Origin of the sequence: Paenibacillus agaridevorans, assembly GCF_003112455.1 — a bacterium.
GTDB classification, from domain to species: domain Bacteria; phylum Bacillota; class Bacilli; order Paenibacillales; family Paenibacillaceae; genus Pristimantibacillus; species Pristimantibacillus agaridevorans.
In genome coordinates this window covers 25,111-47,640 of the sequence record NZ_BDQX01000028.1, presented here as the reverse complement: position 1 = coordinate 47,640, position 22,530 = coordinate 25,111, and the positions used below count along the sequence as shown (strand labels likewise).

General features: G+C 51.9%; 12 protein-coding genes. 8 read left to right on the top strand and 4 right to left on the bottom strand.

Annotated features, from left to right (window positions below):
• The first annotated feature begins 34 nt into the window (after nt 1-34).
• Nucleotides 35-2,116, top strand: coding sequence for an alpha-L-rhamnosidase-related protein (locus PAT3040_RS01700; RefSeq protein ID WP_108991294.1), 2,082 nt, complete (start codon nt 35-37; stop codon nt 2,114-2,116).
• A 25-nt stretch (nt 2,117-2,141) separates the two neighbouring features.
• On the opposite strand, the gene PAT3040_RS01695 is transcribed toward PAT3040_RS01700, so the two are convergent.
• The 3 genes from PAT3040_RS01695 to PAT3040_RS01685 form a co-directional block, all read right to left on the bottom strand.
• A complete protein-coding gene (locus PAT3040_RS01695; protein ID WP_181376392.1) occupies nt 2,142-3,359 on the bottom strand; it encodes an ROK family transcriptional regulator in 1,218 nt (405 codons plus the stop codon).
• A gap of 166 nt (nt 3,360-3,525) precedes the next feature.
• The gene (locus PAT3040_RS01690; RefSeq protein WP_108991292.1) at nt 3,526-5,040 is read right to left on the bottom strand and encodes a response regulator; all 1,515 of its coding nucleotides are present in this window, start codon (nt 5,038-5,040) and stop codon (nt 3,526-3,528) included.
• Nucleotides 5,018-6,883 (bottom strand): cache domain-containing sensor histidine kinase, encoded by a 1,866-nt coding sequence (locus PAT3040_RS01685; protein WP_108991291.1) that lies wholly within the window; start codon nt 6,881-6,883, stop codon nt 5,018-5,020. Before PAT3040_RS01685 ends, PAT3040_RS01690 begins: the two co-directional genes overlap by 23 nt.
• A 152-nt stretch (nt 6,884-7,035) precedes the next feature.
• On the opposite strand from PAT3040_RS01685, the gene PAT3040_RS01680 reads away from it, so the two are divergent.
• The 4 genes from PAT3040_RS01680 to PAT3040_RS01665 are packed head-to-tail and all read left to right on the top strand — an operon-like array spanning nt 7,036 to nt 16,416.
• Complete coding sequence (locus PAT3040_RS01680) at nt 7,036-7,953, top strand: ABC transporter permease (protein ID WP_108991290.1); 918 nt, start codon at nt 7,036-7,038, stop codon at nt 7,951-7,953.
• Nucleotides 7,954-7,965: 12 nt separating this feature from the next.
• Nucleotides 7,966-8,844: a carbohydrate ABC transporter permease gene (locus tag PAT3040_RS01675; RefSeq protein ID WP_108991289.1), complete on the top strand. Its 879-nt coding sequence runs from the start codon at nt 7,966-7,968 to the stop codon at nt 8,842-8,844.
• A 33-nt stretch (nt 8,845-8,877) separates the two neighbouring features.
• A complete protein-coding gene (locus PAT3040_RS01670) occupies nt 8,878-10,503 on the top strand; it encodes a type 2 periplasmic-binding domain-containing protein (protein WP_108991288.1) in 1,626 nt (541 codons plus the stop codon).
• Nucleotides 10,504-10,518: 15 nt separating this feature from the next.
• Nucleotides 10,519-16,416, top strand: coding sequence for a discoidin domain-containing protein (locus PAT3040_RS01665; RefSeq protein ID WP_108991287.1), 5,898 nt, complete (start codon nt 10,519-10,521; stop codon nt 16,414-16,416).
• A 58-nt stretch (nt 16,417-16,474) separates the two neighbouring features.
• Here PAT3040_RS01665 and PAT3040_RS01660 read toward each other — a convergent pair whose 3' ends face one another.
• A complete protein-coding gene (locus tag PAT3040_RS01660) occupies nt 16,475-18,793 on the bottom strand; it encodes a helix-turn-helix domain-containing protein (protein ID WP_108991286.1) in 2,319 nt (772 codons plus the stop codon).
• A gap of 312 nt (nt 18,794-19,105) precedes the next feature.
• On the opposite strand from PAT3040_RS01660, the gene PAT3040_RS01655 reads away from it, so the two are divergent.
• The 3 genes from PAT3040_RS01655 (at nt 19,106) to PAT3040_RS01645 (ending at nt 22,530) form a co-directional block, all read left to right on the top strand.
• A complete protein-coding gene (locus PAT3040_RS01655; protein ID WP_258234784.1) occupies nt 19,106-20,032 on the top strand; it encodes an ABC transporter permease in 927 nt (308 codons plus the stop codon).
• A gap of 16 nt (nt 20,033-20,048) precedes the next feature.
• Nucleotides 20,049-20,927 carry a carbohydrate ABC transporter permease gene (locus PAT3040_RS01650; RefSeq protein ID WP_108991285.1) on the top strand — a complete coding sequence of 293 codons (879 nt, stop codon included), beginning with the start codon at nt 20,049-20,051 and terminating at the stop codon, nt 20,925-20,927.
• Nucleotides 20,928-20,997: 70 nt separating this feature from the next.
• Nucleotides 20,998-22,530, top strand: coding sequence for an ABC transporter substrate-binding protein (locus PAT3040_RS01645; RefSeq protein WP_108991284.1), 1,533 nt, complete (start codon nt 20,998-21,000; stop codon nt 22,528-22,530).

Genomic DNA, 22,530 nt, shown 5'->3' with positions numbered 1-22,530 from the left:
TCACATAGACATTGTTGAATTCGGGAGGGGAGTCATGGGCGACAAACAAGCACAATGGATCTGGTATCCGGGAGATTTCGAAATTTGGCTGCGCAGGGAAGTCGAATTCAGGAGAGACGAAAGAGGTGTCATCGTTCCGCCGATCTGGCGAGTGGACGGTCCTTATACTTCGGTGCGGTTTCGTAAAACATTCGTCACGGACACGGGAGAAACGGTCAAGTTTAGCGCCGATGGCGCTATGAGACTTCAAGTAAACGGAGCAACGCCTGACCGTATTCCGGAGGAAGGTATCTGGTTCGGCAAGGGAGAGTACGCCTTGACGGTTGAAGTACACCACCTGACACGCGTGCCTTCCTTGTTCGTACAAGGCGAGACGCTGGTCTCGGACGATTCTTGGGAAGTCAGCCAATTGTTTTTTTCTGGTTTTGTTAAAGCCGGCAAGGCCGGGTTTACGGACGCGGCTGTTCCGCCTTCGGATTTTCGGCTCGAAACGATGCCCATCGAACCTGTCAAAATCGAGCCGGGCGACCGTTCGCTGTTTCTGGATTTCGGCCGGCAAACCTTCGGTTATATGCAACTGCATGACATCGAAGGCGAAGGGAAGATACGGCTCGTATACGGGGAGTCGGAGGAAGAAGCAAATGATTTCGAGAATTGTGAGACATTCGATGAACTGGTCATATCCTCGAAAAAGGGCCAGGAAGCGATCGTGCAGCATTCCCGTGCCTTACGGTATGTTCGTATCTCATGGGAAGAAGGTGTGAGCATCGACCGCGCGTCATTGCTGTACGAATACTTGCCTGTGGAATACCGGGGAAGTTTTCGTTGTTCGAATGACACGATGAACCGGATTTGGGATGTCGCCGCATACACGCTTCATTTGAACACGCGCGAATTTTTCCTGGACGGATTGAAACGGGATCGCTGGGTGTGGTCGGGAGATGCTTATCAGAGCTATTTAATGAATTATTATTTATTCTTCGATCTCCCAACCACCCGTCGCACGATTGTTGCTCTTAGGGGCAAGGATCCTGTGGATCATCATTTGAATACGATTCTGGATTATTCGTTGTATTGGTTTATGGGGTTAAAAGATTATTATCTTTACACGGGAGATTTAAGCTTTATACGCGAGCAATATGGCCGCATGATCGGACTGATGGATTATTGCATCAATCGGACGAATGCCGATGGAATGCTGGAAGGGCAACCCGGCGACTGGGTGTTCGTAGACTGGGCGGATATCGAGAAGGAGGGAGAGCTTGCATTCGAGCAAATGCTGTTCTGCCTCAGTCTGGAAACCGTTTCGATGTTTGCGGAGTTGCTTGGCGAAGCAGAAACTGTGGTTCGATATCATTTTATGGCCGGCCAGCTTCGGGGCCATATTCAGAACATCTTCTGGGATGAGGAACAGGAAGCTTACATCCATCGCAGGGTGAATGGCGCAATCGATTCATCCGTAACCAGGCATCCCAATATGATGGCGCTTCTGTTCGGATTTCTGGATCCGACGAAGAAAAAAACCGTCAAGCGCAGTGTGATGTTGAATCCGGCTGTTCCGGCGATTACGACGCCTTATATGAGGTTTTATGAACTTGCGGCCATGTGCGAGATCGGGGAGCATGCCTATGTGCTTGACGAGATGCTGGGATATTGGGGCGGCATGCTGGAGCTCGGAGCCACTTCATTCTGGGAGGAGTACGACCCTCACGCAACCTTGTCCGAACAATATGCGATGTATGGCCGGAAATACGGCAAGAGTCTGTGCCACGCATGGGGAGCGAGTCCCCTTTATTTAACGGGCAAATATTTTCTGGGCGTTACGCCCGCGAAGCCGGGGTATGAAGAGATCCTTATTCGTCCCGCCTTGGGCGGCTTGGAGTGGATGGAAGGGAAAGTTCCCGTACCCGCAGGAGAGGTCGCGCTTTATATGGATACCACAACCATTCGGGTATCGGTGCCGGCGGGGACGGGACGATTGCAGTTTCGCAGCGGCAGAAGCCCCGAAAGCATCGGGGGCGTATTGTACCGTTTGGAACCTAACCTGTATGAACTTCGATTGGACAAACCGGGGCATGAATATGTTGTTTATTATGCAGCCGAGGAAAACCGTTGATCTGTCGGCGTTCCATCACGCTCTATCATACTCCGTTTGGCTTGAACAGCCGGGACAGCATCAGGGAAGCCGAGCCTATGGCAATACTTTGCTCTCCGAACCGTGCCGGCTGGATACTTGGAATATCGTCGGCATAATTCGGCTGCATGGATTGATACGCGGAACGTACAAGGTCCAGAAACTCGCTGCTTGAAGCAAGGACGTTTCCGCCGATTACGATCGCTTGGGGATCGTATACCCGAATCAGATCGCAAAGCGTCTTTCCGATATAATCCGCGGCTTCCTTGATCATTGCGGTTATATCGGGATGCCCTTGGAGAAACGTCTCATAAATGAAGCGAATATTCAGCTCCTCCATCGTAATCGTAAGTTTGTCGGCCGATGACAGCGAATGCTGTTGGACGTAGCGGCGAACGTTATTATGGAGGGCTTTTTCGCTTGCGACGGCTTCCAGGCAGCCTTTTCTGCCGCAGCTGCAAGGGGGACCGTCAGGGTCGACAATCATATGGCCAACGTCTCCTGCAAGCTGATGGGCACCCCGATACAGCTCGCCGTTTAGAACGAGTCCGAGACCGATGCCGCTTCGGAAGCCAAGGCACAGCATATGATCGTATTCGTTGCCGAACCACATTTCTCCGAACGCCATGGAACGCATATCATGCTCGACATATACCGGCAATTGAAAAGCTTGCTCCAACTGCTCGCCAATCGGCACATTGAACCAATCCCGAAAATTAATCGCCATGACGGACGTACCTGTAACGCTGTCCACTTTTCCCGGAACGGACACGCCGATGCCTATCATTCTATCGGCGGACACGATGGATTGGGCAAGGAGCGCTTCGATCGATTGTTTAACCGTATCCATGACATGATTCGGTCCAGACTCCGAGGGACAGTCTGTCCGAACTTCGGCAACAATAACGCCGCCCAAGTCGAGAAGCACGGCAATGACTTCGTCGGCATTAAGATCGACGCCGATGGCATACGCGCCGTCCTTGTTCAGTTCCAACAAGGTTGCCTTTCTGCCTCCTTTGGAAGTTGTCTTGCCCTGACCGACAGATACGATCAGTCGTTCTTCCAATAACTCGGTCACGATCCGCATAATCGTCGAGGGTTGAAGCGCCAATATTTTTGCAATATCCGCTTGCGAGATCGGCCCCGTCCTCCGCATGACATCGAGCACGCTGGTACGGTTGATATCGCGAATCAGCGACGGGTTGGCGGAGTTGGCTTTCTTCATCCGGAACGTTCGCCTCCCCAATAAATTGTTCATCTATGCGACTTGCGCAGAGATCGGCTCTGCTTACAAATCGGTACGTTTGTATCGGAAAGCAACTAACCAACAAAAAAATTATAGGTTCTGTTCGAGCCGTTGTCAAGGCAGCCAAACAGGCCAGCCGAGGAAGCTACTCCGAATCGTTGATTTGAAGCTTGCTCCGATATTCGGCCGGCCCGTAGCCGGTCCGGTCTTTAAAGGTGCGGCTGAAGTGCTTCCAGTCCTGGTAGCCGAGCTGTTCGGCTACTTCATAGATTTTGATTCCCGGTTCCGCCAATAGCTTTTTGGCTTTCTCCATGCGAATGTCGGTCAAATATTCGATAAACGTTTGGCCGGTACGCTTGCGAAACAGTCGGCTCAGATACGATTTGCTCGTAAACGTGATTTTGCCGAGCTGTTCCAAGGTGATCGGTTCTTGCAAATGATCGCGTATATACTTTTTGGCTCTGCTCATTATTTGTCCTTCCTGTTGGTCGGGATCGATGAGCAGGAAAAAATCGTGCATCCATTGCTCCACCGCTTGCAGAAGATCGCCCGTGCTGCGGGACCAAAGGAGCCTGGCGGCAAAGTCGGCCGTCTGATGACCGTTCGCCTGAATACGTCCCGGCGCCGCCGCGAGCGCCCAGTGGTGGAGGGTGAATATGATTTTTTCCAACGTCTGGACGGTTTCGGCGGGAGACATTGTTTCCATCCCTCTGCGGGCGATTCCGAGCACCGTATCCGATACCCTGTCGTAATCGCGGACATCAAGCGAGGCGCGGATTTGTTGCAAGGGGTCGGACTCCGTTCTGGACGAGAGTGCCGCATTCGGGCCCGGGTCGGCGAAATAGACGCCGCTGCCGTGCGGCAAGCGGGCAAGCAGGGCAGTGAGCGCCTCCCGGTACGGAGTTCCTTCCGCTTGCTCCTTAAGGAAAGGACGGGAGATGCCGAAGCTGATCGGCAATCGCATTTTACCGGTCCAAAAAGCGGATAAACGATCAGCGAAACGCCGGGCCTGTTGACTCGCCGCTTCGGAGGAAGAGGCGATAAGCCCGTACAGAATATTGCAGGGATCGGGTTTGTTCTGTTCGCCAAGAAAATAAACGCCTTCCGTTTCCTCCAACAGTTCCATAGACGCCTTCCGCAGTATCCAGGCAACGGTCTGTTCGTCGCCGAACTCGCGCGCCCGGGCGTTGTCCAGATTGTCAGGGTCCGCGGCGATAACGGCTTTGAAGCCGTCCAAGACGTTGAATTCCGGCCAACCAAGGAAAGTCTCTTTTTTCTCTTTGGTCCGGAGCTCAAGAAGACGGCTAAGCATAGCCGTGAACTCTTGCTTCTGAATCGGCTTCAACAAGTAGTCGGCCGCGCCAAGACGAAGAGCTTGCTGCACGTAGGCGAAATCATCGTATCCGCTTAATATGACGGTTTGCATGTCGGGATAGCGCATCCGCGCCTTCTCCAGCAATTGCAGGCCATCCATCCCGGGCATGCGCACATCCGTAATGAGCAGGTCGGCTTCGCAATTGTTCAGCAGATTCAATGCGCTCTTTCCATCGGCAGCCGAGCCGACCACTTCGATGCGGATGCCGGCCTGCTCGCAATCTTGCAGCATGGCGCAGACGCCCTCCCGGATCTTTATTTCGTCATCGACGACGAGTACTTTCATCAATAGCAGCTCCTTCCGGGAATGGATCGGCGGCAAGCGACCTGGCCGCCGACAGTGAAATGCTGACGATCGTACCTACTTCTTCCTCGCTTTGAATCGACATGCTCCCTTGCTCGCCGTATATATGTTTGATGCGCTGATAGACGTTGGCGAGACCGATGCGATGTCCGGATGAGAAATCTTCCTCCATACCGATCAGCACCTTGTTCAGCCTGTCCGTCGTCATCCCGGCGCCTTCATCAATGATGATCACCATAAGCCGGCCTTCGTCCAGCCTTACGCGTACGGTCAAACGGATGGAGTAATCGGAAGGCGACCGACCGTGCTTCAGCGCATTTTCGACGATCGGCTGAATGATCATGCGGGGGATCAGCACCTCGTTTGTCTCGGGCGCAATATCAAGCTCCACTTCCAACTGGTCGCCGAACCGCAACTGCTGAATGTACAAATATTGTCCGATAAATTCTAATTCCGTGCGAAGCGCAACCAGATCGTTTTTTTGCAGCACCTGATAGCGGAACACGTGGCCGAGCGAGACGAGCGCCGCCTCCGCTTCGTCCGCATCTCCTTTCTTTACGGTCATGCGAATCGTTTCCAGCACGTTGTACAAAAAATGCGGATTGATTTGACTGTATAACGCTTTGATTTCCGCCTCCTGCTTCAACAGCTTCGTCTTCCAAACTTCCTCGACCAGGTTGCGGATGCGGTTGATCATTGTACGAAACGAATCGGACAAATAGCCGATTTCGTCGTACTGGACATTGCCCAGCTTCAGATGAAGCTCATCCAGCTGTACCGTGCGAATTTGCCTGCTCAGCTTCCGCAAACGGCCGGTAAACGTATAGGATACCATGACGGACAGCAAAGCGGCCGCCAGTACGCCGAGAACGATCCAGACAACGGTCCATATGCGAACGGTTGAAATCCCTTTGCTGAAATTTTGCTGGGGCGTAATTCCGATAATCGTCCATCCCGTCTCGGGAGATCGGTGGTGACTGACCAGATACGCGTTGCCGTCCTGCCGGAATACGTCGGAACGGGATCCGGAGGATTCCCGGGAGGCGTCGATGCCGTAAGCGGAATTCCAGCGCTTCCCAAGCTGGTCTAGTGCCGGAGCGTACACGATGTTATCTTCATGATCGAGAATGTACAGGCTGGAACCCGGACCGAGATCAATGCCGTTCATTATCGCTTTAAGCGCTTCCAACATGCCGAACAGCTGGATGACGCCGATCAGCTCCTTGCTGCCGGGAAGACGGACCGGCTGAATGACAGAGAAGAAAAAGTTGTTGCCGGCATGCCCGATGTTGCCGGAAGGCTGCCGCACCGTACCGAGCACAAGCGGAGAGAAATCGTCCAGATCCAGTTTCCCGAACCAGGGCCGAGTCTCGTAGGGACGGTCGTTCATCCACATCCCGCCCGTGTATTCATAGACGTAAGCGTCCCCTTTCGGAGTATAGAACGTTACGCCGTGCATGCGGTCCTTCAGGCGAAATTTGATCAATTCCACCAGTTCATGAAGCTTCAGCGTCGTTTCCAGCGTAGGCGTGGTTTGGCTGCGGTTGATTTCGCGGAACGCTTCGAACGTCACTTTATCGTAGGGAGATACCAGGGCGGCTTGCAAAACCGTCGTCAAATCGTTTACATAGCTCTCCACTTGCCGGTTGGCCTGCAGAAGAACCTGCGGAACAAATTCGCCGATTTGCCGCTCCATGCTTTGACGGTAGATTTGGTAGGACATCAATCCCGTCACCAATATAATAACGGTTACCATGACCGAAAACACCACAGTGATTTTTAGAAAAATCGGCCAATGCTTATGGTTCAGTCCGATTGTGCCCAATGCGAATCGACTCCCTCCTATTTAACATATAACGCATGCGCCCGGTTTCCGCAATTATCCAAACGGAGCTGGACAATTCATGTTCCTTTTTGTCATTATATCCTCCTTTTTTATAATTCGATATGTCCTTACAATTATAGAAAAGAAGGGGGGTGAAGCATACGCAACCAAAGCTCATCATTCGCATACGAAGGTTCTGGTTTCTTTATTTGCTGATTGCCCCGATCCTGATTTATTACGGGGTGATGCGTTATTATCCGATGTTCCTGCAGTTTGTGCTCGCGTTCAAAAAGTACAATCTGCTGGGCGGAGTATGGGGAAGCGAGTGGGTGGGCTGGGACAATTTCACCTATATTTTCGCCAAGGACGAATTTTATCAGGTGTTGTCCAATACGGTAATCATCAGTTTATTGCGGCTCTTGTTCGGTTTTTTTCCGCCCATTATCCTGGCCATTCTGCTGTACGATCTGCAGTCCAGGTTCATTCGCAGGGTAAGCCAGACGATACTGTACATTCCCCATTTCTTTTCGTGGGTCGTGATGTACGGGCTCATATTCGCCTTGTTTTCCAATACGGGCCTGATCAATCAGATCATTCAACAATTCGGAGGCGACGTGCAAAACTTTCTGATGGCGCCCGAATGGTTCCGGCCACTTATTGTAAGCTCCGCTATCTGGAAAGAAATCGGTTGGGGGACGATCATTTACATGGCCGGATTGACGATGATCGATTCTACGCTGTACGACGCGGCGAAAATCGACGGAGCGGGACCGCTCAAGCGGATATGGCACATCACGCTGCCGGGCATTCGCCACGTCATGGTATTTTTGTTGACGCTATCTCTTGGGGGCGTGCTGAGTGCGGGAGGGGAACAAATCCTGCTGTTTTATAACCCGGCAACCTACAGCGTTGGAGACATCATCGATACTTATGTTTACAGGCAAGGACTCAATGAGCTGCAGTACAGCATGGCGACGGCGGTTTCGTTGTTTCAGTCGGCCATCGGGCTTGTTCTGATCCTGGTCGCGAACGCCGTTTCCAAGAGAACGGTCGGAACTGGAATTTGGTAAGGAGGTATTCGCATGTCGGAAAGGGTTTACCAATGGACGGCGGCCTCCATTGTCTTACTGATCACCATTCTTTCGCTTGTGCCGCTTTGGTATGTCATAAATGGGTCATTGGTAAACGAACAGGAGTGGATGGAAAAGGGCGGATTCATCCTCTGGCCGGAAAAACCGACATTGATGGCCTATGAGCGCTTGCTTGCAGGCACCGCATTCACGCAGGCGCTGTTCGTGAGCATGATCCGAACGGTGCTCGGCACCGCGCTCACGTTATCGATGACGACGATCCTTGCCTATGCCGTTTCAAGAAAGTCGCTGCCTGGGAGGAAAGCGTTGCTGTTCGCTGTCCTTGTCACGATTTTGTTCGGCGGCGGACTGATTCCTTCCTATCTTGTGGTGAGAGATCTTCAGATGCTGAACACGATCTGGGCGTTAATTATTCCTTCGATGGTGGACAGCTGGAGCGTGCTCGTATTGAAGCAGTTTTTCGAAAACTTGCCGGAGGAGATGGAGGAATCGGCCAAAATCGACGGCGCCGGAGAAGGGAGACTCATGTGGGCGATCATGATCCCGATGGCTGCGCCGGCTATGGCGGCAATCGGGCTGTTCACCGCGGTAGGTCATTGGAACTCGTGGTTCGATTCTTTGATCTATATCGATAACGCTCAGCTGCATCCGCTGCAATTGCTGATTCGCAACATGTTTACGAACGCCAGCTTGTCCGTGCAGCAAAATCTCGGCCAGGCATCGTACGCGATGAATGCGCACAACCGGGTTTCGATCGAAACGTTGAAAATGGCGCTTGTCGTTTTCGGCACCATCCCCATTCTGTGCGTCTATCCTTTTTTGCAAAAGCATTTTACGAAAGGCATGTACCTTGGGGCGGTCAAAGGCTAACAAGTATAAAAAATATGAGGAGGCGGCATTTCCATGCATAACCGAAAGAGGCTTAATACGTTCGTAGTTGTATTTATGGCAATCGCTTTAATGCTGGCGGGTTGCTCGAGCTCTGACAAAGCCGGATCGTCAATCGGAACCGGCAGTGAACCGTCGAGCGGCGGCGCCAGTTCGCCAGCCGGGGAAGATCCATCGAAAGGAGGCAGTACGGATTCCGGCAATTACGAAAAGCGGATTACCATTGAATTGATGGAAGGAGGATGGGTGAATACACCGACCGACGAACAGGATCCGTTTAAGAAATGGATCAGCGACAAGTACAATGTGGATTTCAAGCTGACGAATATCGTAGCCCCCGATTTCGAAAGCAAGCTGCTTACCCGCTTTGCAAGCGAACCGCCGGATATTATCTTCAGCGGCGACCGCAGCTTGCTCCAGAAGCTCTACAACCAGGGCGTGCTTCTAGACGACTGGACGCCTTATCTCGACAAGGTTCCGACCCTTGCCGGCGCACTGGACGACGCCATGAAAGTATTCGTCAGCCAAGACGGAAAAATGATCGCGCTTCCGAAACAGCCGGATTTAAGCAACTGGTCATTCAAAATTCGCAAGGACTGGCTGGATAATCTGAGCCTGCAGATGCCGACAACCGACGAAGAGCTGTTCGAGGTACTCAAGCAATTCACGTTCAACGACCCGGACGGCAACGGCAAGGACGATACGTGGGGCATCAGCTCGGCCGGCGAAGGCAAGGGGCTTAATGTCGCCGGCAACCTGGCAGCGATGTACGGGCCGGGCGGATTCATCGTCTCGGACAACAAAGCGGATCATTCGATCTTGAACGGCACCCATCAGCAATTTCTCGAATTCATGAGCCGGCTATACAAGGAGAAGGTGATCGATCCGGACTGGTATACCCAAAGCTGGGGGCAGAAGGGAGCCAAGCTGGTTACGGATAAAATTGGCGTCGATTGGTATCCGGGCGTTCTCGTATCCGAATATGACATGAACGACACAGGAACGGGCAAGGCGGCGGATATGTGGACGAACTTGCCGATGCCCAAAGGTTCCGAAATCGGAGGGAAGCATTACCCGTCCGCTCCCGTCGGCGGCATGCTGAGCATTTCCGCGCAGGCGGCCAAAGATCCCGAGAAGCTGGACCGCATTTTGCAGCTGATCGACGGTGTCGCCTATCCGAACGAAGGTTATTGGGCTTTGCGGTGGGGCGTAGGTGTTACGGACGAGAAAGTCGTCGATCTGGATGGGGGCGCGAAGTTCTTTAGCGACCATAGAAACGATCCGGAAAACTATCGGGTCAAATTCCCGGGCGCCTGGGATTACGGCACCTGGATCGCCACCAATCGCGACGGCGTGCTGCAAAGCACCGCCAAGGAAGCGGGGAAAATTGAACAAAAAATGCTTGAGTTGGACCAGCAGACGATGAACGCGCCGACGTATCAAAACTTTGAATCGTTCCTGCATCTCGACCCGCAACTGATTAGCGACGTATCGAAGCTTCAGCAGCAGTTCGACATCACCTATATTCTGGGTAAAGATACGAATTATGAGGCGTTCAAGAAAGCTTGGCTCGCCGCGGGCGGTCAGCAGCTTCTCGACAGCACGGAGCAGCAGTTCAAGGAGCTCGGATTCATCAAATAACAAGGCGGTGGGGTAATGAAACAATTTCAACGTATTGCGTTGTATTGCATCATGTTCACGCTTGTCGTCAGTTCAGCCTTGGTGGCGCCGGCCGTTTCGCTGGCCGCTGCCGGAGGGTGGGTCAAACAGTATGAGGCGTTGCAGCTATCGCCGGGACAGATCCAGACGGGGGAGACGCGCGGCCAGAAGTTCACTACGCAGAGCTTCAGTCGGCTTCGGGTTGCGTCTCCGAGCTGGAGCAATGCGATAGGCAACTTAACGCTTAAGCTATTCAGCTGGGATACGGATTATGCGACAACAGTGGCAGGCACGCCGATTGCCTCGCAAGAGTTTGTCAACTTCGAGGATAACGCTTGGCTGGAATTGGATTTCCCCGCTCAGCCGGCGGGAGATTACTTGTGGCAGCTCAGCGACCCGGTCGAAACGGTCGGCGTATGGGCTCACCTGGGCAGCGATATGCCGGGGGTCGTCGCTTACCATAACGGCGTTCCGCAAAATTACGACTACTTGGCTGAAGCGTACGTGTCCATTGCTCCCGAGCCGGCGGGAGCGCCGGCCGGTCCGACGACCGGCGTCACCGGTCAATCGATGGAGTTCGAAGCTCAAGCGGAACGCGTGGATCCGGCGGATAAAGGGATGGTCAAATATTTGTTCGATTGGGGGGACGGTACGCAAACCTTCAGCAGTCCAACCGCGCCGACACCCCCGGGCGGAGGAGCGAGCGGACGGAGTTCCCATGCCTATAACGAGCCGGGAGTTTATGAGGTTAAAGTGCTGGCTTACGATATTTACGGCGAGCCGGCCGCCGCATGGTCTCCCGCGATCGAGGTGACCGTCACGGGCAATGCGTTACCGGACAACAGCATCATTCCGGTTCTTGCAAGCGCTTCTTCGGAGGACGCGGCCTCCTTCGCGGCGTCGAAGGCGATCGACGGCAACTCCTCGTCGTATTGGTCCAGCGGCGCGGGGACAGGCGGCGCTGCGCCGCAGTGGCTCGCGTTCGACATGGGCAGCGTAATGACCCTCGACAGCGTCAAAATTACGCCGCGGGCCGCAGGGGAAGGTTTTCCCCTGGCGCTCAAGCTGCAGTACAGCAATGATAACGCAGCCTGGTTCGATCTGCCGGCGCGTGTACACGAGGTTTATCCGAACCCGGGGAACGTGCCCCAAGTCGTCGAAACGGGCGGGATCGCCGCCCGCTACGTGCGATTGTTCAGCGATCGGATCGGCTACGACGCCAATACCCGCTTCCAGCTTGCGGAAGTGGAATTTTTCGGGGAGGAAGGCACGAAGTTTTTCACGTCCAAAGGCGGCCAGTTCGATGCGGCCTGGAGCAACATGTGGACGATATACGGACTGGCCAACAACGAGTTGTCGCCGCAAGGCTCAAGGTGGACGATCGGACCGGGGGGCATCCTCGGCATCCCTTCGACGGAATGGCTGCAGTGGAATGCCCAGAAGCTGAGCTGGACGGATGAAGACAAGCTGAAGCGGCAGTTCAAGGAAATGATTTACGAGAAGCCGATGAATCCGGACGGCTACGTTTGGGCGCACGCAAGGGGCGAGGAGCATCTAGACGTATCCAAGCACAATACGTACAACGCCTTGTACGTGATGAGCGTTTATACGTACTTCATGTGGACGCAGGACCAGTCGCTCCTGACCGATCCGCTGCCGCCGCTCACGAATCCCAATGCACCGGCTCATCCGCCCGGGGTCAACAATCTGATGGATAAGCTTCGCAAGTCCATCGATTATTATGTGGATCGAATAGACAGCCAGTCCGGCGTGTTCATCTTCGACGAGCCCGGACATGACGCGACCGAGACGGGATTGCCGTCCAACTACTGGGATAACTTCCCGTTCGGGTACAAGGATGCCTACGCTAATATTTTGTTCTATGAAGCGTTGAACAATATGGCCGGACTGGAAGATGCGCTTGGTTATCCCGCCAATGCGAGCGCATACCGCAGCTACGCCAGCACGCTGAAAACTCGATTCAACAGCACGTTCTGGGATCCCGCTAAAGGAAGGTATGTCGCTTCGATCGATATCAATGGCGTCAAACGCGACTACGGATTTACGCTCGTCAATACGATGGCGGTGGAATACGGACTGGCGGATACGGGGAAAGCGCGCACGATCTACGACTGGCTGGACGGAAAGCGCATCGTCGCCGGCGATACTTCCCAGGGAAGCGATATCTACGCGCTTGATCTTGCGCCCAGAACGATCACCAAGGCGATCGAATCCGACTCTCCCTATTGGTGGTACGGAAATTACGGGAGCGGGTTGTTTCCGAACGGCAACGCCTACTACGGCGGACATATACAAAACGGGGGCGTAATCTTCTATACGGCTTACGATGATATGATGGGACGGATTGCTAAAATAGGCGCCGACAGCGCGTTTGCCCGCATGAAGACGATTATTACGGAGTTTCAGGAAGACGAACTTCGCCGCAATCCGCTCAATGCCGTCGGCTGGGACTTCATCTATGGCATTATCAAGGATTTTCCCGAGTCCGGCATTGTGCCGCTCGTTATGTCCAGCGGATTTCTCGGGCTTGCACCGGGAACGGAAGGATTGAGCATCCGTCCCGATTTGCCCTCCGAATTGTCCTATGCGGGAATGAGAGACGTGGTGTACGCCGGAGATCGATATACCGTGACCGCAAGCAGGGAAATCGACGAGCCGGATTTGGTTGCGGTGAGCCCTGGCGTCTATGAGATCACGGTACCGAACGGCTGGGAGGTCGTCGTGTCGGACGGCATCATACAGCATGTCACACCGGGGGGAGAGCCCCCGGTCAAAGTGAACCTGGCGCTCGGCAAACCGGCATCTTCTTCTGGAGCCGAAGCCCCTAGCGTCAGCGAAGATAAAGCGGTAGACGGCAATGAAGGCACGTTATGGGGGAGCGATTATTTTCTGCCGGGCCCTGACGACGCCTGGCTGGCGGTCGATCTGGGATCGGTGAAGGCGTTCAACAATGTTGTGATCAAATGGGGCGACGCCTACGCCGGTCAATACAAGCTGCTCGTATCCGACGATCAAGCAACCTGGACCAACGTGATGGACAATGATGCCATTTTGACGGGACTTGGCGGAACAGAATCAATCTATTTTGATACGGTAAGCGCCAGATACGTCAAATTTCAAGGGATCGAAAGAAGTCCCGTCAACGGGCATCTGTTCGGTTATGTCATCGCCGAGCTTGAAGTATACCACGAGCAGGATGAGCTGAAGGTTATCGCGGACAGTATTGCCCAAATACCGGCAATCGCCCAGGGGCAGCCCGCTATCGTGATGCCGGAGGTTCCAGCGGGCTACAAGGTTTCCGTTTATGGCAGCGACAGGCAGCCGGTCATCGATCTGACGGGCAGCATTCACGCGCCGCTTACAGATGCCCAAGTCTCTTTACTGTTTCAGGTGGAAGACGAGCATGATCCCGGTCGCAAAGCCGTTTCATCCAATGTGATGGTGACGGTTCCCGGCCAGCACACGCAAGTCTCGGGTTTGAACGAGGAGCCGGGGGTCATTCCGTCCTTGCGAGAATGGTACGGCGGGACCGGAAGCTTCGAGCTTTCAACGTCGTCCAGAATCGTTGTCAATCCGTTAAATTCCGCTGCCCTGGAGACAACGGCTTCAATCACGAAGGCTGACCTCGAGGATCTTAACGGTTATGATCTGAATATCGTTTACGGCACTCCGGGCCCGGGCGATATTTATCTTTCCTTGGACAGTTCCCTGGAGCATCTGGGCGACGAGGGGTACCTGTTCGAGGCCCAAGATTATGTCTCGATCAAGTCGGCCGATGTCCAAGGCGCATTCTACGGAACGAGAACGGTGCTGCAAATCTTGAAGCAGGATAGCGAGCTTCGGCGCATACCGAAGGGAACAGCGAGAGACTACCCCAAATACGAGACCCGGGGATTGATGCTCGATGTGGCCCGCAAGTTTTATACGATCGATTTTTTAAGAGACTACGTCAAGCTGATGTCTTGGTATAAGATGAACTTTTTCCAAATCCATTTGAACGACGATATCGGCCAGAACGGCAAGCCGTTCGACGACGGCACGTTCTCCGCATTCCGACTGGAGAGCGACCTGTACCCGAATCTGACGAGTCAAACCGGATCTTATACCAAGCAGGAGTTCAGGGAGCTGCAGCAGCTCGGTATGGACTACGGCGTCAATATCGTGCCGGAATTCGAGACGCCGGGTCATTCGGGAGCTTTCATTAATTATGATCCGTTGTTGGGAAGCCAAACCTACCTGGATATCCGAAGGGAGGAAACCGTTCAATTCGTCAAAAGCTTGTACGACGAGTATCTGGACGGAAGCAATCCTACCTTCATCGGCCCGGATGTTCATATCGCCACGGATGAATACAAAGTCCATACACAGGATGATGTGGAGGCGTTCAGGGCGTACACGGATACTTTAATTGGCTATATAAACAGTAAAGGAAAACGTCCGCACTTGTGGGGAGGGCTGAAGGCTTTCGACGGCGACACCCCGATTAGCAACGCTGCGACCATGGATATTTGGCATACCCCGTATGGGGGACCGGAACAGGCAATCGACGCCGGCTATGAGATCGTGAACGCCGATTCCATGTACACCTATATGATTCCCACGATGAAAGACTACCTCGACTCCCGTCTGCTGTATAACGAATGGGAGCCCAACAAGTGGGAGACGGTCGTATTGCCGTACGGACACCCCAAGTTAAAAGGCGGAAAGTTTGCCTTCTGGAACGACGTTTCCCATGCCAGCGGCGTTTCCATGCATGATTCTCACGAACGCATGCTGCCGGCCGTACAGACCCTATCCGAGAAGACGTGGACGGGAACGAGAGCGGATAAGGACTTCGCTCAATTTGAACGAAGGGCGTCCGCAATCGGCGACGCTCCGAATGCCGACATTTCTCACAAGCTTCAAGTAGACAACCCGAACGGCAAGGTGATCGAGTACCGGTTCGAGAACAATTATACGGACAATTCGGGCAACGGATTTGATGGGACCGGAAATAATGTAACGTATGCCGCCGGCAAATTCGGGCAGGGGATTCAATTCGGCGGTGGCAGCAGTTATGTGCAGACGCCGTTGCGATCGCTGGGTTTCGGATGGACGGTATCGATGTGGGTAAAGCCCGATGCCGGCAATCCCTCTAATGCCGTCCTCATGGAATCGCCCGAAGGTCAGTTGAAACTTAAGCAGGGAACGACGGGGAAATTGGGATTTTCCAAAGAAAACTATAACAGCGTGTTCAACTACCAGGTTCCGACCGGGATATGGACGCATTTGGTTCTGACAGGGGATCGAAACGGCACCACCCTGTACGTGAACGGAGACGAGTATGTTGAAAGACTGGAGGGCGAGACGCTTGAAACCTTCGTGTTGCCGCTCCAGAGAATAGGAAGCGCAACGAACTCGTTCCAAGGGACTATCGACCAAGTTACGATCCACAACAGGACTCTCGGGCAAATCGAGCAAATCAACCTTGCCCTCAACAAGCCGGTTTCTTCTTCGGGGGCCGAGGCGCCCAGCGTCAGCAACGATAAAGCGGTCGACGGATTGGATGGCACAAGGTGGGGATCCGATTATTTCCTGCCGAATCCCGGTAACGCTTGGTTGACGGTCGATCTCGGAGCGGAACAGGAAATCGGAAAAGCCGTCATTAAATGGGGCGATGCCTATGCCGCTCAATTCAAGTTGCTCGTATCCGACGATCAAGTGAACTGGACCAACGTCATGGAGAACGATGCCGTTCTGTTGGGTCAGGACGGGGCGCAGACGATTCATTTTAATCCGATAACAGCCAGATACGTCAAATGGCAAGGGATCGCGAGAACACCCGTCAACGGTCATTTTTTTGGTTACGTCATTCATGAACTGGAAGTCTACTAATCCATTTTCGATTCAAAAACAGCCGCGAACCGTCGGGTTTAGCGGCTGTTTGACGTTCTTATTCCATCTCCTTCCGATACGCAGCAGGAGTCATGCCATATTTCTTTTTGAAAATCGGATAGAACGAAACGGTGGATGTGAAGCCGGATTGAAGGACGATCTCATCAATGGTCAGCGTGGCATCTGCCATTAGCTTGATTACCTCTTCCATCCTTCTATCCGTAATAAAGTCCATAAGCGATTGTTTCGTTTCCGTTTTAAATAAATTACGGACGTAATTAACGGATAAGCCCAATTGATCGGATATCAGTTTGGTCGACAAATTTTGATCCTGGTATTGCTGATTGACCACGTTTTTAATTTCTTCAATGATGCTTAAGCTTCTAGGCGAGATCTCTAAGGAAGAAATTTCCGAGCAAGCCTGCCCGAGCAGACGTTTTATCCAATCCAGCACGGCCTCCAAGGTTTCCAGTTGATCCAACTGCTTCTGAATCGCCGATAAGCTCCAGTCGCTGGCCTGATATGCCCGGATCGGAAGCTGCCGCAACGTCTTCCCAATGCTGAGCAGCAGCATCGTTGCCGCCAGCTTCGATTCGGAGTAATGAAACTTTTGAATAAGGATTTCAAAGGCGTCCAATTGCGCGAGCAGTGGGATGCTTTCTCCTTTTTTCAGCCATTGGACAATGAGCTTTTCCTTATCTTCGGGGTATTGGAAAGTTGGATTAGACGGCTCGGCATTGACGGCTTCGGATATGATGCTGCCCCAGCCCAATTGGAACCGGGCATCCGTCAAATGGTAGGTTTGCTTATAGCTTTCGTGCAGCTCGTGGACTTGTTCGATTAGCGGGCTGACAGCGACAGTCGTGCCGATTGATAAATAATGCTCGATATCGCCTTGGCAGCGTTTAAATTTCTGGCACAGCTCAACGATATCCGACTCATTTTGCAGATTGAGAATGACGGCAATATGATCTTTGCCCATATCGACGGTTTCGACAGGCCATCTCTCCTGCAGCCTTTCCTTGGCGATATTCGAAACGCCAAACCGAAGAAGTCGCTGATCGCGATCCGTATAATGATCGGTAAAGCTCTGGAATTGATCGATGCGAAGGATGGCAACGGTTAAACGCTCTGGAGCGATGGTCAACCGAAATTGATTAAACTGCTGCTCCATCCGCTCGGCACGATGGGCAATATCCGTTTCCAGCAGCTCTTGCAGGAAGGATTCTTTTGCCAGCAACCGTTGGTTGCGCGAATAGGCATCCAGCTCTTGAGACTGCTCTGTAAATACGTCCGAAAGAAAGGCAAACTCATTGGAAAGCCGATGGTCTTCGACCATGTGACGATTTCGGGAAGTGACGGCGACAATCAGCTCTTGAATCGGCGAATAAATTTTTCGCGACAGGTTCCAAATGATCCAAATCGTGGCGAGCAGAATACAGCCGAAGAAGATAAAGGTTTGCGATTTCAAAGTGTTGATATCTTTTAAGATTTCGCTTTTGGGGAAAATTTCGATCATTGTCCAAGGGCCGAGAACGTTTAACGGAATTTCCTCCTGTACGATCAGATAACCCGATTGATCCCCCTCATGCTCGTAAAATCCAGGTTTTCTGGCGACATTATAGTGATAGCCGAGCTCGGAGAAGTTTTTGAGAAAATCCGTTTGCGTATTGCCGGAAATGATGTTCTGGTCGCCGTCCAGCACATATAATTGACTCCCGGCGTTAGCCGTATTCGTACGGTTGGCCGAAATGAGCGCGTCAGCGTTAATGTTTACGACAAAAGTCGAGCCCGAGTAATCGAACTCTAACGGAATAATAAGAGAAATAATCCGGGGTTCTATTGGCGTGATGTAATCCGCTTCGAGCAGCCGAGGGACGATGGATTTCCGCTCGTCGGCATGTTGGGCTGCCCGGTCCAGCATAGACAGGATATCCTGATCGTAAAACTCATCGTTCTCCGAGACGCCGTGCCGGGTATCGACGACTTTGCGGTTATAATGGTTGATCAAATAAATCGAATCGATATAAGGATTGTTATCTTTTAATTCGACTAAAGCGTTCCATATGAGGTTATCCTCGTGCGGAGTCGTTAAAGACCGCAAAGCATAAGAGCGAATGGGCGTGCTGAGACTTGATCGTTGCGCGTAATCGATATTCCAGTTCATCGTAAACGACAGCGTTTCGACCGCATGATGGAGCTGCAATTTCGAATGATTTCCGATTGTCCTCATTAAGGTATTGGAGGAAACGATAGAAAGGAATAACGTGCTGATAACCAATATGCCCACGCAAGCCACGATGAAGTAGACCAAAATTTGAGCATACGTTTTACGCCTCTTCGCACCTCTCCATAAGTGGGATATCGAAAATTTCATGCCATAACCTCCATAAAAAATTTAAGAAGCTGCCATCATAACGTTTGCGCAGAAACATAATAGCATACATCCCCCGTTCCAAGAACCGTCCCCCTTCATTTCTGATGGATTTCGATTATTTGATGAATAGTGATGGATATCTGAATGACCCTATTTGATGGCTTTCTGATAAAGACTGAAAACGATGAATATTCAACGTGGCGGCGCTATGGTAGCTTAGGTTCTGTCAGGATGAGTCAAGCGATCCTGGCTAATAACTCACCTGCGATTGCATTTGCATTATCGGTGTTGAGGACTAAGGAGATCGTTGCGTTGAAAAACAAAATAATGGAATCATATCGGCAGGCGTTTAAATCTCCGTTTCTGATTCTTCTCGCGGTGCCCGGTTTGATTACACTATTTATTTTCAATTATTTGCCGATGTACGGGGTGCTTCTCGCTTTCAAGGATTTTGATTATTCGAAAGGGATTTGGGGAAGCTCATGGGTAGGTCTAAAAAACTTCGAATACTTTCTAACGTCAAGTCAACTCTTTGTCGTCATTCGCAACACGCTGCTCTTAAACGTCGCTTTTATCGTTTCCCAGACGATTGCCGCGCTGGCGATTGCCGTATTGTTAAATGAAATTCGAATCAAATGGTTCGCCCGTCTATCGCAATCCGTTATTTTTCTTCCGTACTTTATGTCTTGGATCGTCGTCGGCATGATCACGCAGTCGATGCTCGGAGGGCAAAATCCGACCGTCAACGAATGGCTGATCCAGCTGGGATTATCCGAAGTCAATTGGTATTTCGAGGCGCATTTGTGGCCATGGATACTTAGCGTCATTAAAGTATGGCACGGCGCGGGTTACTTCGCGATTATTTATTTGGCCGCCATAACATCCATTCCGGAGGATCTCTATGAAGCTGCCAAGATAGATGGCGCATCGCGGTTTCAAGCTGTTCGCAAGATTACGCTGCCTTTGCTGATTCCGACGATCTCCATCTTGACGCTGCTCCTCATTGGGCGAATCTTTAACGGCGATTTTGCGATGATCTATGCAATCGTAGGCGACAATTCGCTTCTGTTTCCTACAACCGACGTCATCGATACGTATGTATACCGCTCCATGAGGGTACTCAATGATTTTGGGATGTCTTCAGCCGTTGGTTTGTTCCAGTCGGTTATGGGCCTAGTCCTTGTACTCGCAGTCAATAGTTTCGTAAGAAGAGTGTCGAAGGAATCGGCATTATTTTAGGGGGGGAGGTAGAGCTATGAACTATAGCTTAAGGGATCGAGCTTTTGGAATCATATCGTATGTGTTTATCGGTGTCTTCGCACTGCTCTGCTTTCTGCCCTTTTGGATGATGATCTCCGGATCGTTTACGAAAGAGACCGAGCTTATATTAAACGGATATTCGTTATTTCCCGAGTCGTTTTCGACGACTGCCTATACCGTGCTTCTTCAATCGAAGCTGCTGTGGTCCAGTTATATAAATACAGCTTTAATTACAGCTGTGGGTACAGCGTTAGCGTTGTTTATATCCGCAATGCTGGCTTATTCGCTGGCGAACGGGCGAAATACGCTCAGGGGTGGCATGCTGGCTTTCGTCTATTTTCCCATGTTGTTTTACGGGGGATTAATCCCGTTTTACATTACCGTGTCCAAGTATTTGCATTTATCGAATACGTTGTGGGCCGTTATATTGCCTCTCGTATGCCAGCCGTTCCTTGTGTTTCTGATGGTCAATTTTTTCCGGACGCTGCCGAAGGAGCTGGAAGAATCGGCGAGAATCGACGGCGCCCATGAGTTTAACGTGTTTATTCGAATTATGATTCCGATATCCAAGCCGATTCTGGCAACCGTGGCGCTATTTTATGCGCTCGGCTATTGGAACGATTGGTTTATGTCGCTGTTATTTATTGATGAAGAGAGCAAATATCCGCTTCAATTGATTTTGCGGAGAATGGTGTCCAACCTGGAAGCGGCCAAATCGCTTATTCCGAGTAATGCAGGGATTAGCATCGAATCTCCTTTGCTCGGTGTCAGGATGTCGACGACGATTGTGACGATCGGCCCGATCGTGCTGTTGTATCCGCTCCTGCAGAAATATTTCGTTAAGGGGTTAACTATTGGCGCCGTTAAGGGCTGATGCGCGATAAGTCTGTACCCGGACACGTTCCGGTTATAGAATAAATATCAAACCGTAGGGGGTAAACGCAATGAAAAAGTGGAGATGGATGGGCGCGGTTACAGTCGTACTTCTGCTTGCGGCAGTGAGCTTGTCCGCCTGCAGCAGCAACGGCAATTCAAAGCCGAATGCGGAGAACGGCGCAGGGACGCCGACCGCGAGTGAAGGGAACGCCGAGAAGCCGAAGGAAATCGTGGAATTAAAAGCACTGTTCCCGGGCGACACGCCGCAAGGCTTCGACGAAGTGATGGCCGCGGTCAACGAGAAGCTGAAGAAGGACAATATCGGCGCATCCTTAAAGATTCAATTCATTCCATGGAGCGATTACGGCAACACGACAAGCGTAAAGATCGCCGCGAACGAGCAATTCGATATGTTTCTTGAAGCGCCTTGGCTCCATATGGGGCAGATGATCGCTTCCGATTCGATCTATGCGCTGGACGAGTTCGTGGAGGGACGGGAAGAGCTTAAACAGTCGATCCCCGAAATGATGTGGGAAGCGAATAAGTTTAATGGCAAGATTATGGGCATTCCGCTCGGCACGACACAAACGATGGTATATGGCTTCCAAGTCCGCAAAGACTTGCGCGAGAAGTACGGATTGCCTGAAATCAAAACGTTGGACGATATGGTCAACTTCCTCTATGCCGTAAAGGAGAATGACAAGGATCTCATTCCGTTCGTCGTCGACCAAAGAACCGCGGGCCACAACGCGCAGCGATTCAACAGTCTGTATTATACGAACGATTACGACGGATTTGCGGTAACCAACGAATTTTTGGCGACAAGCGACAAAAAAGTGATTCCGATTTACGAGCGGCCAGGATACGAGAATGGGTACAAATACAGCGAGCAATTTTATAAAGACGGCATTTTCCATAAAAACATCATGCAAGAGCAGAACGCGGCCACACTGTTTAATCAAGGCAAAGCGGCTTCCTACCCTTATTATTCGGACGGAGTGGTCAACTACACGGATTTGCTGAAAAACGTACCGGGAGCGGAATTGGAAATTGTTGTGCCTGCGGTAGACGGCTGGAAGCCGCTGTCCGACTTTAAGCAGTGGAATTTCCTGTCCGTGCCGAAGTACAGCAAAAACGTAGAGCTCGTCATGGACGTGATGAACTGGCTGTCGATCAAAGAAAACCATGATCTTCTCGAATACGGCATCCAAGGAAAGGACTGGAACCCTGTAGGAGAGAGCGGATACGAATCGATTAGCGACTATTCGTTCCCGGGTTACGTGATGACATGGAGACCGCAATTGGCGAGAACGCCTTCCACTATGATTGCGGATGACAAAAAATGGGTCGATTTCTCCAAAGACGCAAACAACTTCAGTCCGGCCGTTACGACGGGCTTTACGGCTAATCTGGATGCGGTGAAGACGGAAATCGCGCAGATCACGCCGTTAAACGAACAAATTCTTTCGCCGATGGCGGCAGGCTTGCACAAATTCGAAGACGGCATTGCGAAATACAAATCGGAAATGGAAAGAGCGGGCAGCCAAAAAGTAATCGAAGAACTGCAAAAACAGCTGGATGCTTTTTTAGCAGGCAAATAG